A 13,894-nucleotide genomic window follows, 5' to 3' on the forward strand; every position below is an offset into this window, starting at 1 on the left:
AACCGCTTTACCGTGATTGTGTGTGAGGCATCACAAAGAAACCGACGATTTTCTGAAACCGGTTACAATTTTGCATTGGTGAGCAGCTTACCCGCCGAAACGGGCAGGCTGAAAGTTGAGGATTAGCTGATGGACGTGCGGATAATGCGATTTTTTCCCTGCTGCTTGGCGTTGTAGAGGGCGTTATCAACGCTCCCTACAAATTGCTCCAGCGGTTCGTGGTGCCATTCTCCCAGACCACCACTGAACGTTACCCGCAGGTTTTCTTCTCGCCAGACGCGTTTTTCAACGGCGGTACGCCACGTTTCAAGTAATGAAAGTGCGGAAGCAATTTGTTCGGCCTGGAAGACCACCGCGAATTCTTCCCCACCATAACGGTAAACCGAGACGTGATGCGGCTGCATTATCTGGATCCCTTCTCGGGCGACGCTGCGCAGGACAATATCACCGGTCAAGTGGCCCAGCGTATCGTTAATCGATTTGAAGTTATCAATGTCCACCAGCGCCATTGCAAAAGACTGGTGTGCATCCATCAGTTCCGCCACATCGCTATCGAATGCGCGGCGGTTTTTGCAGCCCGTCAGTGCATCGTGCGTTGCCTGGCGCACATACGCCATTTCGCGCTCTTTATTGGACTGGATAGTGTGGCTCAGCATCGCTTCCAGACGTGGAACCTGGCCGACATCACCGGTTTTGATTGCATTGATAATGTGCATCAGCACGGTACGCGATGCATGGCGCAGATATAAACCAAAGAGAATGATGATGATAGCCGCCAGGGCAAACCCCCAGCCAACAATCGTTGTTTCGTGGCGAGTGATATCGGTGAGTGTTGCCCCCGATACCCGGTAGATAACAAACCAGTCCGGGTTGGTAAACGAGTAATAGTAATACCAGGCGTTACTTTTATTGTCGTAAAGATGGCCTTCGCCGCTGGTCATTTTGTCCATCAGCGCTTCGCTCACGTACTTTTTGAAGAGCGCGCCGGTATCCGGGTGCAGCACCACAGCACCGTCGCGTTCGACGATAAAGAATTCCCCCTGAACGGGAGCTACCATCTGACGCAGGGTATAGCCCATTGACGTCAAATCGAGATCAAAAGCGATGGTTCCCTTCAGTCTGCCTTCAGGTGAAATCAAGGGCTTATAGAGTGTTATCGTCGGATGGCCAGTGAAGTAGTCCATATAGGGGCTTGTATAGTGGCTGAAGATACTGGCTTCCGCCTGGGCGACAAACCACGGCCGAGTTCGGGGATCGAAAGTTTTGCTCTTATCCGTAGGGAGCACTTCCGGTGCTCGCAGATAATTCCCCTGCGTGTCGGCCAGCGAAACGGAGGATACGGTCGGCATCAGGTTCTGCAAATACATCATCATCTGCAGTCCCTGTGTTGGGTTGACGTTTAACGTCTCGTTTAGCTTGTTGTCGCGCGCGAAGTACATTGCGGAACGGCCAAGGATATAGTCATTTTCACGCAGGATAGATTCGGTGTAATTCACCGCCAGGTTATGCGTGAAATTGCTATTAATCTTGTGATAATCCTCAAGAAAATCCTTTCTCTGCGAAAGCGTCACCGCGACTGCGATCAGCACAAAACTGCACAGGATCCCCGCGAAGCTGAGCATAATTGGCCGGGTGAAAGAGAGTTTTTTACTGTGAAGTGCCATGAGTTGTACATCGATCCTGATGGTGAATGCTTTTTGTCTGCCGATATCCTCTCAGCATAGTCGCTGTCCTGCGATTGGCTGTGAATTATACGATGTACGGTTTCAGACGAGATGATTTATATTAAGAATCACTAAGAAATTACTTATGAACATTCTGGATTCAGGTAGAGGCAGGGCGAAACGAGGAAGAAGCTTTTTCGCCCTGGCCAGCGTCCGTTGCTGGCCTTGAGACAATAAAAAACCGGTCGATTGCTGACAATCATCCGGTTTTGCCTTTTCGTCGCGTCTCGACAATTTTTTAACGTGTTGCAGTGCGTTTCAACGCAATTGCGAGGCTCTTCCCAGCCAGCTGTCCCAGTCTTTCCAGACAGGCTGTAGACCCTGTTCAGTCAGAGCGGCAGCGACGGCTTCCGGACGTCGCCCGTCATGTGGCGCAAACTGCTCCAGTTCCGGATGGTCGTCGGCGTAGCCGCCGGGCTGCGTTTTGGAAAATGCGCTAACGTTGTTGATCGCAAGTGGGATCACGCGATCGCGAAACGCCGGGGACTCGCGCGTTGAGAGAGACAACTCAACCTCCGGAGCAAGCAGGCGGAATGCACAGATGGTTTGCACCAGTTGACGCTCATCCATCAGAGAAGCCGGTTCAACCCCTCCCGTGCAAGGCCGCAGCCGGGGGAAGGAGATAGAGTAACGGCTCTGCCAGTAGCGTTGCTGGAGCCATAGCAGATGTTCTGCCACCATGTAGCAATCTACCCGCCAGCTATCCGATAGCCCGATCAGCGCCCCCAGACCGATTTTGTCGATCCCGGCGCGTCCCAGTCTGTCCGGTGTCTCCAGCCGGAAAAAGAAGTCCTGTTTCTTTCCCTTGAGGTGATGCCGGGCATATGTCGCCTCGTGGTAGGTTTCCTGATAGACCATGACCCCGTCCAGCCCGAGCGTTTTTAACTCCGCGTATTCCTCCTGCGACAGGGGCTGCACTTCCATTTGCAAAGAGGCAAACTGACGACGAATGGCGGGGAGGTGCTGACGAAAATAGTCCATCCCAACTTTCCCCTGATGTTCACCCGTGACCAGCAGAAGATGCTCAAAGCCCATTTCACGAATGGCCGCACACTCACGTGCAATTTCACTCTCATCGAGCGTTTTCCGCTTGATGCGGTTGCTCATGGAGAAGCCGCAATAGGTGCAGTCATTGGCGCACAGGTTAGAGAGGTAAAGCGGGACGTAAAAACTCACCGTGTTGCCAAAGCGCTGGCGTGTCAGCCTCTGAGCACGCTGTGCCATCGGTTCAAGATATGCACTGGCTGCCGGAGAGAGCAGGGCCATCAAATCCTCGCGGGTGAGGTGACGGGCATTTAATGCTCGCTCCACGTCAACAGCCGTCTTGCTGTTGATGCGCAGGGCAATGTCGTCCCAGTTAAGCTGCCGCCAGCGCTCGGTAAACGTGCTCATGAGATTGCCTCCAGAAAACCGGTCAACGGGCTGGTGGCCTGAGCCTGAAAACTGCGCGAGCCGGGGCCGGACGCCCTTGCCAGCATGCCGGCCTCTACGGCCATGCGGAACGCGCGCGCCATCATGACCGGGTCATCAGCTACCGCGATGGCCGTGTTCACCAGCACGGCGTCTGCACCCATCTCCAGCGCCTGCGCAGCATGGCTTGGCACACCAATGCCCGCATCCACAACGACGGGCACGGTGGCCTGCTCAATAATGATTTCAAGCATCGCACGGGTTTCCAGTCCCTGATTGGAGCCGATAGGGGCACCCAGTGGCATGACGGCGGCACAGCCGACCTCTTCCAGACGCTTGCACAGTACGGGGTCGGCTCCGCAGTAAGGCAGAACGATAAACCCCTGCTGAACCAGTTTTTCGGCTGCTTTCAGCGTTTCGATAGGGTCAGGCAGCAGCCAGCGGGCATCCGGGTGAATTTCCAGCTTCAGCCAGCGGGTGCCGAGCGCTTCTCGCGCCAGTTGTGCGGCAAAAATCGCCTCCTCTGCCGTTTTCGCGCCGGACGTATTGGGCAGCAGCGTAACGCCTGCTTCCAGTAAAGGTGCCAGAATGGCATCGCTGTGGTGACGCAGGTCCACGCGCTTCATGGCCAGCGTCACCAGCTGGCTGCCGCTTTCCCGGATGGCCTCCACCATCAGCTGTGGGGAGGCGAACTTTCCGGTTCCGGTAAACAGATGTGAATCAAAGACTTTATCGGCAATACGTAACATCTTAGCCCCCTGCGATAACCTGAAACAGCAGGATCTGATCACCTTCATTGACCTGCTGAAGCTCCCACTGCTCGCGCGGCAGGATCTGTTGATTGAGCGCCAGCGCTGTGCCTGGTTTAAGCTGACGTAATTTATCGAGCAAAACGGCAACGGTAAGCCCGTCGTCGCAACTCATCGGCTCATCGTTAAACAGAATGCGCATCGTGGCCTCCGCATACCGGGCAGTGGCTGGCACGGTGAAGTGCCAGATGCCGCCAGCCGCTGGAGCGGGCATCAAACAAGCGCAGCGTATTGCGTTCCGTCTCCATGCCGCTAAGCAGCTTGATAGCTTCCAGCGCCTGCATTGTGCCCATCACGCCGACCACCGGACCAAGAATGCCCGCCGTCCGGCAGTTGCGCGTTGGCTCGGCATCATCCGGCCACAGACAGCGATAGCAGCCCTGCGACCACGGCGGAGTCAGGACCATCATCTGCCCGCCGAAACCCACCGCGCTGGCGGTGATAAGCGGGGTATTATTTGCCACGCAGGCGGCGTTGATCGCCTGACGCGTCGCCATATTGTCGGTGCAGTCCAGCACCACGTCGGCCAGGGCAACTTCGCGTTGCAGGCTTTCACCGCTGAGCCGTTGCTGTAGGGCAATCAGTTCGATGTCCGGGTTAAGCTGGTTCAGCCGCTGGCGGGTGATTTGCGCTTTAGGCTGGTTAATATCCTCGGTGGTAAAGAGAATTTGCCGTTGCAGGTTGCTGAGGTGAACCTCGTCGTCATCGGCCAGTACCAGCGTGCCGATGCCCGCCCCTGCCAGATAGAGCGCGGCAGGGGCACCTAACCCGCCCAAACCCACAATCAGAACCCGGCTGGCGAGCAGCTTTTGCTGCCCGTCAATGGCGATATCCTCCAGCAGAAGCTGACGGCTGTAGCGCATAAAATCACGATCATTCATCGCCTGCTCCTGCCAGCCGTAACAGCTTCTCGGTAGCCGACTGCCAGTCTGCGGCCTGGGTAATGGCGCTGACGACGGCAATGCTGCCGACCCCGGTCTCCAGCACCGCCGGGGCACGTTCAAGGCTAATGCCGCCGATGGCAACGGTGGGATAATCGGCAAGGCGTTCAACGTGGCTCGCCAGCTGCGCCAGACCTTGCGGTGCGGAGGGCATCTGCTTGGTTTGCGTCGGGAATACGTGGCCGAGGGCGATGTAAGAGGGGCGGGCGGTCAGCGCGACGTCGATTTCCATATCGTCATGCGTTGACACCCCCAGACGTAGCCCTGCGTCGCGGATCGCATTGAGGTCGGTTGTCTCAAGGTCTTCCTGACCCAGATGTACGCCGTAAGCCTGATGTTTGATCGCCAGTCGCCAGTAGTCGTTGATAAACAGGCGAGCGTCATAGCGACGCCCCAGCGCGATGGCAGAAACCACATCCGCCTCTACCTCTTCATCGTGTTTATCTTTAATGCGTAGCTGGAGCGTACGAACGCCCGCCGCAAGCAGGCGCTCTATCCATTCCACGCTATCCACCACCGGATAGAGCCCTAAACGAAAGGGCACAGGTGGAAAATCGGGCTGGTACATTACGCCTCCTCTTTTTTGAGGTAGATTTCACCGCCTTTGGCGCGGAAGGTTTCTGACATATCCGCCATGCCCACTTCAATGGTTTGTGCGGCAGCGTAGTCACGTACCTCCTGGCTGATTTTCATCGAGCAGAATTTCGGCCCGCACATGGAGCAGAAGTGTGCCACTTTGCCTGATTCCTGCGGCAGTGTTTCGTCGTGATAGGCGCGAGCAGTGAATGGGTCGAGCGCCAGGTTGAACTGATCTTCCCAGCGGAATTCGAAGCGTGCTTTCGACATGGCGTTATCACGGATTTGCGCGCCCGGGTGGCCTTTCGCCAGATCGGCTGCGTGGGCGGCAATCTTGTAGGTGATCAGACCCTGTTTTACATCTTCTTTGTTTGGCAGGCCGAGGTGCTCTTTCGGCGTGACGTAGCAGAGCATGGCGCAGCCGAACCAGCCAATCATTGCCGCACCAATCCCGGAGGTGAAATGGTCATAGCCCGGCGCGATATCGGTGGTCAATGGCCCGAGGGTGTAGAACGGCGCTTCGTGGCAGTGCTCCAGCTCTTCAGTCATGTTGCGACGGATCATCTGCATTGGCACATGTCCCGGGCCTTCAATCATCACCTGTACGTCATATTCCCAGGCGATTTTGGTGAGTTCACCCAGCGTGTGCAATTCGGCAAACTGCGCTTCGTCATTGGCATCGCGGATGGAGCCAGGACGCAGACCGTCGCCCAGCGACAGAGAGACATCGTACGCGGCGCAGATTTCGCAAATCTCACGGAAGTGTTCGTAGAGGAAGTTTTCCTGATGATGGGACAGACACCACTTCGCCATGATCGAACCGCCGCGCGAGACGATGCCGGTCAGACGTTTCGCCGTCATCGGCACGTAGCGCAGCAGTACACCTGCGTGAATAGTGAAGTAGTCTACGCCCTGTTCAGCCTGTTCCAGTAACGTGTCGCGGAAGGCCTCCCAGGTAAGATCTTCGGCAATGCCATTGACCTTCTCCAGCGCCTGATACACAGGCACCGTCCCGATTGGTACCGGGCTGTTACGCAGGATCCATTCGCGGGTTTCGTGAATATAACGGCCAGTGGAGAGGTCCATCACCGTGTCCGCACCCCAGCGCGTCGACCACACCAGTTTTTCCACCTCTTCTTCGATAGACGAAGTAACGGCCGAGTTACCGATGTTAGCGTTGACCTTCACCAGGAAATTACGGCCAATAATCATTGGCTCAGATTCCGGGTGGTTGATGTTGGCAGGGATAATCGCGCGGCCAGCGGCGACTTCATCACGCACAAATTCCGGCGTAATGTTTTCCGGCAGGCGCGCGCCAAAACCTTCTCCAGGATGCTGGTGGCGCAGAATTTCGCTACGGATGCGCTCACGGCCCATGTTTTCGCGGATGGCGATGAACTCCATTTCGGGGGTGACGATCCCCTGACGCGCGTAGTGCAACTGGGTCACGCATTTGCCCGCTTTAGCGCGTTTCGGTGTCAGCAGGCCGGTGAAGCGCAGCTCGTCCAGACCGTCGTCGGCCAGGCGCTCTTTGGTATAGGCAGAACTTTGCTCGTTTAGCTCCTCGCTGTCCAGGCGGGCGTCGATCCACGGTTGGCGCAGCTTATCCAGGCCTTTCTGAACGTTGATGGCAATTTCAGGGTCACCGTAGGGACCGGAGGTGTCATACACCGGCACAGCTTCGTTGTCTTCATACTGTGGGTTATCTTTGCTGCCGCCGATAAGCGTTGGGCTAAGCTGAATTTCACGCATCGGCACGCGGATATCCGCCTGAGAGCCGGTGATGTAGATGCGTTTAGAGTTCGGGAAAGCGGTGCCTTCCAGGGTATCAATGAAGTGTTGGGCGTGTGCGCGCTGTTCGCGGCGGGTCAGTTTAGTGGTAGACATAGCTCATTCCAAAAGTGAAGGACATGGCTTGTCAGACGACGGATGAAGCAAGAGAAGATCGCCCGCAGGCGATACAACAGCAGTGTGACTCTTGTTCCCTTCGCAGGTATTAGCCTGATCAGGTTCCGCGGATCCCGAATTAACGGTCTCAGCCCGCGTTTTTGCAAACGCTGGGCACTCCGACAAGAAAAATCCCCCTCGTGAGAGGGGCGAATGTTTGTAAATTACTCGTTAACGATTAAGAACTCAAGCAGGGCGCGCGATGTTATCTTCGTTGCTGGCACTGAGATTGCTATCCAGCACGAGGGCGATCAGCTTATCTTCCAGTGTGAATCGTTCTTCCAGCGCTTCGCCAAGGTCGGAAAGCGCCTGCTGAAACTCAAGATAGTTATCGTGATCGATCGCATTCTCAAGCGTGGAATCGTAGTAGTCCATAATCTGCTGGGTATTGGCTTCCAGCAGCGGATAGAGTTTGCTGGCCGCTAAATACGGCGTAGTCCCTTCCATTTCGCGGATAATGCGTTCATAAATATTGAAATGGCCGTCGGACAGGTAGTCGACCAGGCTCTGACAAAAATCATCCAGCGCTTTTTCATTCAGACGCATAAACGATTCTTTGCCAGGCTTAATACCGACCAGATTGTAATAAGCCACGAGTAGATGCTTGCGCACATGTAGCCAGCGATCCACCAGTTTGTTACTTCCTCTAACGCGCTCAGTCAGGCTTTCTAGCTGGTTTAACATGTTCGACTCCGCAAAGTTTAGAATTGAATCTGCTTATCCAAAATGTAACCACAATGCTAACAACATGTCAGTGAAGCGAAGGTAGTGCAATAGATATGGATCGTATTATTGAAAAATCAGATCTTGGTTGGTGGATCGTCAGTCACGAACAAAAATTATGGCTCCCCGTCGGGGAAATTCCCTATGGTGCGGCGGAAAAATTCGATCTTGTTGGTCAACCTGCACTGAGGATCGGTGAGTGGCAGGGCGATCCCGTGTGGATGGTCCAGCAGGCTCGACGTCAGGACATGGGATCGGTTCGTCAGGTGCTGGATCTGGATGTGGGGCTGTTCCAGCTGGCGGGCCGTGGTGTACAGCTGGCGGAGTTTTATCGTTCGCATAAATACTGCGGTTACTGCGGGCATACCATGCACCCGAGCAAAACCGAGTGGGCGATGCTCTGCAGCCACTGCCGTGAACGCTACTATCCGCAGATCGCGCCGTGCATTATCGTCGCTATCCGTCGCGAGGATTCCATCCTGCTGGCGCAGCATACCCGTCACCGCAACGGCATTCACACTGTGCTGGCCGGGTTTGTCGAAGTGGGCGAAACGCTGGAGCAGGCGGTGGCGCGCGAAGTGATGGAGGAGAGCGGGATTAAAGTGAAGAACCTGCGCTATGTTACCTCCCAGCCGTGGCCGTTCCCGCAGTCATTAATGACGGCATTTATGGCCGAATATGATAGCGGGGACATCGTCATCGACCAGAAAGAGTTACTGGAAGCGAACTGGTATCGGTATGACGATTTACCTCTGTTACCGCCGCCAGGTACGGTGGCGCGTCGGCTAATAGAAGATACTGTGGCAATGTGTCGGGCTGAGTATGAGTAGTGTTACACTGAGGCCATGACGCTTAAGGAACTGCAAAAATGACCGAACTGAAGAACGATCGTTATCTGCGTGCGCTGCTGCGCCAGCCCGTTGATGTCACCCCGGTGTGGATGATGCGCCAGGCGGGACGCTATCTGCCAGAGTACAAAGCCACGCGCGCGCAGGCAGGCGATTTTATGTCGCTGTGCAAAAACGCTGAGCTGGCCTGTGAAGTGACGCTCCAGCCGCTGCGCCGCTTCCCGCTGGATGCTGCGATCCTCTTCTCGGATATTCTGACCATCCCGGATGCGATGGGCCTTGGGCTCTATTTTGAAACCGGTGAAGGTCCACGTTTCACCTCCCCAATCAAAAGCAAAGCCGACATCGACAAGCTGCCTGTTCCCGATCCTGAAGATGAACTGGGCTATGTGATGAATGCCGTGCGCACCATTCGCCGTGAGCTGAAAGGTGAAGTGCCGCTGATCGGTTTCTCTGGCAGTCCGTGGACGCTGGCGACTTACATGGTTGAAGGTGGCAGCAGCAAGGCTTTCACCGTGATTAAAAAGATGATGTACGCGGAGCCGCTGGCGTTGCATGCGCTGCTCGACAAGCTGGCGAAGAGCGTCACGCTCTACCTCAACGCACAGATTAAAGCGGGCGCACAGTCGGTGATGATTTTCGACACCTGGGGCGGCGTACTCACCGGACGCGATTATCAGCAGTTTTCGCTCTATTACATGCACAAGATCGTTGATGGCCTGCTGCGTGAAAACGAAGGCCGCCGCGTGCCGGTGACCTTGTTCACCAAAGGCGGCGGTCAGTGGCTGGAGGCGATGGCTGCAACGGGATGTGACGCGCTGGGTCTCGACTGGACAACCGATATTGCCGATGCGCGCCGTCGCGTGGGTGACAAGGTGGCGCTGCAGGGCAATATGGATCCGTCCATGCTTTATGCACAGCCGGCTCGCATTGAAGAAGAGGTGGCAACCATTCTCGCCGGTTTCGGCCAGGGCGAAGGACACGTCTTTAACCTCGGGCATGGTATTCATCAGGACGTGCCGCCAGAACACGCTGGCGCGTTTGTGGAGGCGGTACACCGACTCTCTGCGCAATACCACAAGTAAGGAATCGCTATGGATCTCGCGTCATTACGCGCCCAACAAATTGAACTGGCTTCATCCGTGATCCGCGAGGATCGTCTGGATAAGGATCCCCCGCAGTTTATCGGTGGAGCTGACGTCGGGTTTGAGCAGGGTGGGGACGTGACGCGAGCGGCGATGGTGGTACTGAAATATCCCTCGCTTGAGCTGGTGGAGTACAAAGTGGCGCGTATTGCCACCACCATGCCGTACATCCCGGGCTTTCTCTCCTTCCGCGAATACCCCGCGCTGCTGGCAGCGTGGGAACAGCTCTCGCAAAAACCTGACCTACTGTTTGTCGATGGGCACGGTATTTCGCATCCGCGCCGTTTAGGCGTGGCCAGCCACTTTGGCCTGCTGGTGGATGTTCCCACCATCGGCGTAGCTAAGAAACGCTTGTGCGGCGCGTTTGAACCGCTTTCTGCCGAGCCTGGCGCGCTGGCGCCGCTCATTGATAAAGGTGAACAACTGGCGTGGGTATGGCGCAGCAAAGCCCGCTGTAACCCGCTGTTTATTGCCACCGGACATCGGGTGAGCATGGATAGCGCTCTGGGGTGGGTGCAGCGCTGTATGAAGGGTTACCGGTTACCAGAGCCGACGCGCTGGGCTGATGCGGTGGCTTCTTCACGCCCAGCTTTTGTTCGTTGGCAGGAAATTCAGCGATGATTCAGGTAAACTGCGCCTAATTTTCGATTCGAGAGATCATCATGTTACAAAACCCGATTCACCTGCGCCTTGAGAAGCTGGAAAGCTGGCAGCACGTCACCTTTATGGCTTGCCTGTGCGAGCGCATGTATCCCAACTATGCCGCGTTCTGCAAGCAGACGGGCTTTGGTGATGGTCATATTTATCGCCGAATTCTGGATCTGATCTGGGAAACGCTGACGGTGAAAGACGCGAAGGTGAATTTCGACTCTCAGCTCGAAAAGCTGGAAGAGGCGATTCCGGTTGCGGATGATTTTGACCTGTACGGTGTCTATCCGGCGATCGATGCCTGTGTGGCGTTAAGCGAGTTGATTCACTCCCGCCTGAGTGGTGAAACGCTGGAGCATGCTATCGAAGTCAGTAAGGCATCGATTACGACCGTTGCGATGCTGGAAATGACTCAGGAAGGTCGTGAAATGACCGACGAAGAGCTGCGTGCTAACCCGGCGGTAGAACAAGAATGGGACATTCAGTGGGAAATTTTCCGCCTGCTGGCAGAGTGTGAAGAGCGCGATATTGAGCTGATAAAAGGGCTGCGCGCGGACTTACGTGAGGCCGGTGAGAGCAATATTGGTATAATTTTTAACCAATGAGACAATAAAACTTGAGATAACGCCCGTTTTGTCGCTCCTCGACTCTTCCCTTTCGCCCCTTGTCTGGTCTACATTTGGGGGGCGAAAAAAAGTGGCTATCGGTGCGTGTATGCAGGAGAGTGCTTTTTTGGCATTTTCGTCGCACTCGATGCTTAGCAAGCGATAAACACATTGAAAGGATAACTTATGAACAAGACTCAACTGATTGATGTAATTGCGGACAAGGCTGATCTGTCTAAAGTGCAGGCTAAAGCTGCTCTGGAATCTACCCTGGCTGCAATTACTGAGTCTCTGAAAGAAGGCGATGCTGTACAACTGGTTGGTTTCGGTACCTTCAAAGTGAACCACCGTGCTGAGCGCACTGGCCGCAACCCGCAGACCGGTAAAGAAATCAAAATCGCCGCAGCTAACGTGCCAGCATTCGTTTCTGGTAAAGCTCTGAAAGACGCTGTTAAGTAAGACGCGTGGCAGTGAACAGTTTTAACGAAGGGGCGGTAACGCCCCTTTTGTCTGTCTGGCGTGGTGCGCTCGCGCTGGCCGGCGTGCTGTTGCTGTCTGCCTGTAGTCATGACTCCACTCTACCACCGTTTACCGCCAGCGGCTACGCTGACAACCAGGGGGCAGTCAGAATATGGCGCAAAGATTCCGGCGGTGAAGTCCATCTGCTTTCTGCTTTTAGCCCGTGGCATAACGGCAATACCTCGACCGCGGAGTATCGCTGGCAGGGCGATGACCTGTCGCTGATCGAACTGAACGTCTACAGTAAGACCCCTGAACATGTGAAAGTGCGTTTTGATGACCATGGCGAGCTGAGCTTTATGCAGCGTGAAGTGAGCGGTCAAAAACAGCAGCTTTCCAGCGATCAAATTGCTCTCTATCGTTATCGTGCTGAACAGATCCGCCAGACCAGCGATGCGCTGCGTCAGGGACGCGTTGTACTGCGCCAGGGGCGCTGGCACGCCGATGGGACGGTAACAACTTGCGAAGGGCAGACAGTGAAGCCTGAGCTTGAATCCTGGGCAACCGAACATATTGAACGTCGTCAGCGTCATTCATCTATGGAGGTGAGTGTGGCGTGGCTTGAAGCACCGGAAGGTTCTCAACTGCTGCTGGTGGCGAACGAAGACTTCTGCACCTGGCAGCCGACAGAAAAAAGTTTCTGACGTAAATCCCCTCTCCCTTGAGGGAGAGGAGTTGGGTGAGTGTAACAGACGGTTCCGTTACTCCCCTTGCTCACGCGCAATCGCGCGATAGCCGATATCCTGACGGCTAAAGCTACCGTTCCAGTGAATATCCGCCATCAGCGCATAGGCGCGCTTCTGTGCTTCTGCAACGCTATGACCCAACGCGGTCGCACACAGCACGCGGCCACCGTTGGTCAGTACGCGATCGTCGTCAGACAGTTTCGTACCCGCATGGAACACTTTACCGCCTTCGAGCTCTTCCAGCGGCAGACCGTGGATCTCATCTCCGGTGTTGTAATTGCCCGGATAGCCGCCAGCGGCAATCACCACGCCCAGAGATGCACGTTCGTCCCACTCGGAAGTTTTCTCATCCAGCTTACCTTCACAGGCTGCCAGGCACAGATCGACCAGATCGGATTTCATGCGCAGCATGATCGGCTGAGTTTCTGGATCGCCAAAGCGGCAGTTGAACTCGATGACCTTAGGGTTACCCTGTTTATCGATCATCAGACCCGCATAGAGGAAACCAGTGTAAGTGTTCCCTTCGGCTGCCATACCTTTTACGGTTGGCCAGATGATGCGATCCATCGTGCGCTGATGTACTTCGTCAGTCACGACCGGAGCGGGTGAGTAAGCGCCCATACCGCCGGTGTTCGGGCCGGTATCCGCATTGCCTACGCGTTTATGATCCTGGCTGGTAGCCATCGGTAGAACGTGCTCGCCGTCGACCATTACAATGAAGCTCGCCTCTTCACCATCGAGGAACTCTTCGATCACGATGCGATGGCCTGCGTCGCCGAATGCGTTGCCTGCCAGCATGTCCTGCACCGCGGCCTCCGCTTCTTCGAGAGTCATCGCCACGATAACGCCTTTACCGGCAGCCAGGCCGTCGGCCTTAATGACAATCGGCGCGCCTTTTTCACGCAGATAAGCCAGGGCTGGCTCAACTTCCGTGAAGTTCTGATATTCCGCCGTCGGGATGTTGTGACGCGCGAGGAAATCTTTGGTGAAGGCTTTGGAGCCTTCGAGCTGTGCTGCACCTTCGGTTGGCCCGAAGATTTTAAGGCCGGCTGCGCGGAACGCATCCACCACGCCAATCACCAGCGGCGCTTCCGGGCCGACGATGGTCAGATCGATTTTCTCGTTCTGGGCAAAGCTCAGCAGTGCTGGAATATCGGTCACGCCGATAGCCACGTTCTGCAGCGCAGGCTCCAGCGCCGTACCGGCGTTGCCCGGTGCCACAAAGACGGTTTTCACCAGCGGAGACTGTGCCGCTTTCCACGCCAGCGCGTGCTCGCGTCCGCCGTTACCAATCACTAATACTTTCATTTTCT

Annotated in this window: 15 protein-coding genes and 1 riboswitch; of the genes, 6 read left to right on the top strand and 9 right to left on the bottom strand. The window is 55.6% G+C overall.

Annotation, left to right across the window (positions count from 1 at the left end):
- Positions 1-122 precede the first annotated feature (122 nt).
- The 8 genes from ACJ9Y9_RS01130 to ACJ9Y9_RS01165 all read right to left on the bottom strand — a co-directional run bounded on the left by ACJ9Y9_RS01130 (position 123) and on the right by ACJ9Y9_RS01165 (position 8,091).
- Positions 123-1,664 carry a sensor domain-containing diguanylate cyclase gene (locus ACJ9Y9_RS01130; protein ID WP_028018474.1) on the bottom strand — a complete coding sequence of 514 codons (1,542 nt, stop codon included), beginning with the start codon at positions 1,662-1,664 and terminating at the stop codon, positions 123-125.
- Between the two features lie 318 nt (positions 1,665-1,982).
- Entirely contained in the window at positions 1,983-3,116 is a 1,134-nt protein-coding gene (thiH, locus tag ACJ9Y9_RS01135; RefSeq protein WP_028018473.1) for a 2-iminoacetate synthase ThiH, read from the bottom strand.
- A complete protein-coding gene (gene thiG / locus ACJ9Y9_RS01140) occupies positions 3,113-3,883 on the bottom strand; it encodes a thiazole synthase (protein ID WP_028018472.1) in 771 nt (256 codons plus the stop codon). The genes thiH and thiG overlap by 4 nt, the downstream gene beginning before the upstream one ends.
- 1 nt (position 3,884) lies before the next feature.
- Positions 3,885-4,085, bottom strand: a complete 201-nt coding sequence (thiS, locus tag ACJ9Y9_RS01145) for a sulfur carrier protein ThiS (RefSeq protein WP_028018471.1) — start codon at positions 4,083-4,085, stop codon at positions 3,885-3,887.
- Positions 4,069-4,824 carry a thiazole biosynthesis adenylyltransferase ThiF gene (gene thiF / locus ACJ9Y9_RS01150; RefSeq protein ID WP_028018470.1) on the bottom strand — a complete coding sequence of 252 codons (756 nt, stop codon included), beginning with the start codon at positions 4,822-4,824 and terminating at the stop codon, positions 4,069-4,071. Before thiF ends, thiS begins: the two co-directional genes overlap by 17 nt.
- On the bottom strand, positions 4,817-5,452 hold the full coding sequence (gene thiE, locus ACJ9Y9_RS01155; RefSeq protein ID WP_028018469.1) for a thiamine phosphate synthase: 636 nt from the start codon (positions 5,450-5,452) through the stop codon (positions 4,817-4,819). The genes thiF and thiE overlap by 8 nt, the downstream gene beginning before the upstream one ends.
- On the bottom strand, positions 5,452-7,347 hold the full coding sequence (gene thiC, locus ACJ9Y9_RS01160; RefSeq protein ID WP_028018468.1) for a phosphomethylpyrimidine synthase ThiC: 1,896 nt from the start codon (positions 7,345-7,347) through the stop codon (positions 5,452-5,454). The genes thiE and thiC overlap by 1 nt, the downstream gene beginning before the upstream one ends.
- A gap of 78 nt (positions 7,348-7,425) precedes the next feature.
- Positions 7,426-7,539, bottom strand: a riboswitch (TPP riboswitch).
- 54 nt (positions 7,540-7,593) lie between these two features.
- Entirely contained in the window at positions 7,594-8,091 is a 498-nt protein-coding gene (locus tag ACJ9Y9_RS01165; protein WP_028018467.1) for an Rsd/AlgQ family anti-sigma factor, read from the bottom strand.
- A gap of 95 nt (positions 8,092-8,186) precedes the next feature.
- Between ACJ9Y9_RS01165 and nudC the strand changes: the two genes are divergently transcribed.
- The 6 genes from nudC to ACJ9Y9_RS01195 all read left to right on the top strand — a co-directional run bounded on the left by nudC (position 8,187) and on the right by ACJ9Y9_RS01195 (position 12,539).
- Positions 8,187-8,960 carry an NAD(+) diphosphatase gene (gene nudC / locus ACJ9Y9_RS01170; RefSeq protein ID WP_028018466.1) on the top strand — a complete coding sequence of 258 codons (774 nt, stop codon included), beginning with the start codon at positions 8,187-8,189 and terminating at the stop codon, positions 8,958-8,960.
- A 38-nt stretch (positions 8,961-8,998) separates the two neighbouring features.
- Positions 8,999-10,063, top strand: a complete 1,065-nt coding sequence (gene hemE, locus ACJ9Y9_RS01175; RefSeq protein WP_028018465.1) for a uroporphyrinogen decarboxylase — start codon at positions 8,999-9,001, stop codon at positions 10,061-10,063.
- A 9-nt stretch (positions 10,064-10,072) separates the two neighbouring features.
- Complete coding sequence (gene nfi, locus ACJ9Y9_RS01180) at positions 10,073-10,744, top strand: deoxyribonuclease V (protein WP_028018464.1); 672 nt, start codon at positions 10,073-10,075, stop codon at positions 10,742-10,744.
- Positions 10,745-10,785: 41 nt separating this feature from the next.
- The gene (locus ACJ9Y9_RS01185) at positions 10,786-11,376 is read left to right on the top strand and encodes a YjaG family protein (RefSeq protein WP_028018463.1); all 591 of its coding nucleotides are present in this window, start codon (positions 10,786-10,788) and stop codon (positions 11,374-11,376) included.
- Positions 11,377-11,562: 186 nt separating this feature from the next.
- Positions 11,563-11,835: a nucleoid-associated protein HU-alpha gene (hupA, locus tag ACJ9Y9_RS01190; RefSeq protein WP_002445246.1), complete on the top strand. Its 273-nt coding sequence runs from the start codon at positions 11,563-11,565 to the stop codon at positions 11,833-11,835.
- An 11-nt stretch (positions 11,836-11,846) separates the two neighbouring features.
- Complete coding sequence (locus ACJ9Y9_RS01195; protein WP_028018462.1) at positions 11,847-12,539, top strand: DUF1481 domain-containing protein; 693 nt, start codon at positions 11,847-11,849, stop codon at positions 12,537-12,539.
- A 57-nt stretch (positions 12,540-12,596) separates the two neighbouring features.
- On the opposite strand, the gene purD is transcribed toward ACJ9Y9_RS01195, so the two are convergent.
- Entirely contained in the window at positions 12,597-13,889 is a 1,293-nt protein-coding gene (gene purD, locus ACJ9Y9_RS01200; RefSeq protein WP_028018461.1) for a phosphoribosylamine--glycine ligase, read from the bottom strand.
- Between the last annotated feature and the right edge of the window lie 5 nt (positions 13,890-13,894).

This window comes from Enterobacter sp. CPE_E1241 (assembly GCF_045618265.1).
Classification (GTDB): domain Bacteria; phylum Pseudomonadota; class Gammaproteobacteria; order Enterobacterales; family Enterobacteriaceae; genus Enterobacter; species Enterobacter adelaidei.

Bases quoted from the DNA above. Each gene is read 5' to 3' on its own strand.
- ACJ9Y9_RS01130 (WP_028018474.1), bottom strand. From the start codon at position 1,664: ATGGCACTTCACAGTAAAAAACTCTCTTTCACCCGGCCAATTATGCTC.
- thiH (WP_028018473.1), bottom strand. From the start codon at position 3,116: ATGAGCACGTTTACCGAGCGCTGGCGGCAGCTTAACTGGGACGACATT.
- thiG (WP_028018472.1), bottom strand. From the start codon at position 3,883: ATGTTACGTATTGCCGATAAAGTCTTTGATTCACATCTGTTTACCGGA.
- thiS (WP_028018471.1), bottom strand. From the start codon at position 4,085: ATGCGCATTCTGTTTAACGATGAGCCGATGAGTTGCGACGACGGGCTT.
- thiF (WP_028018470.1), bottom strand. From the start codon at position 4,824: ATGAATGATCGTGATTTTATGCGCTACAGCCGTCAGCTTCTGCTGGAG.
- thiE (WP_028018469.1), bottom strand. From the start codon at position 5,452: ATGTACCAGCCCGATTTTCCACCTGTGCCCTTTCGTTTAGGGCTCTAT.
- thiC (WP_028018468.1), bottom strand. From the start codon at position 7,347: ATGTCTACCACTAAACTGACCCGCCGCGAACAGCGCGCACACGCCCAA.
- ACJ9Y9_RS01165 (WP_028018467.1), bottom strand. From the start codon at position 8,091: ATGTTAAACCAGCTAGAAAGCCTGACTGAGCGCGTTAGAGGAAGTAAC.
- nudC (WP_028018466.1), top strand. From the start codon at position 8,187: ATGGATCGTATTATTGAAAAATCAGATCTTGGTTGGTGGATCGTCAGT.
- hemE (WP_028018465.1), top strand. From the start codon at position 8,999: ATGACCGAACTGAAGAACGATCGTTATCTGCGTGCGCTGCTGCGCCAG.
- nfi (WP_028018464.1), top strand. From the start codon at position 10,073: ATGGATCTCGCGTCATTACGCGCCCAACAAATTGAACTGGCTTCATCC.
- ACJ9Y9_RS01185 (WP_028018463.1), top strand. From the start codon at position 10,786: ATGTTACAAAACCCGATTCACCTGCGCCTTGAGAAGCTGGAAAGCTGG.
- hupA (WP_002445246.1), top strand. From the start codon at position 11,563: ATGAACAAGACTCAACTGATTGATGTAATTGCGGACAAGGCTGATCTG.
- purD (WP_028018461.1), bottom strand. From the start codon at position 13,889: ATGAAAGTATTAGTGATTGGTAACGGCGGACGCGAGCACGCGCTGGCG.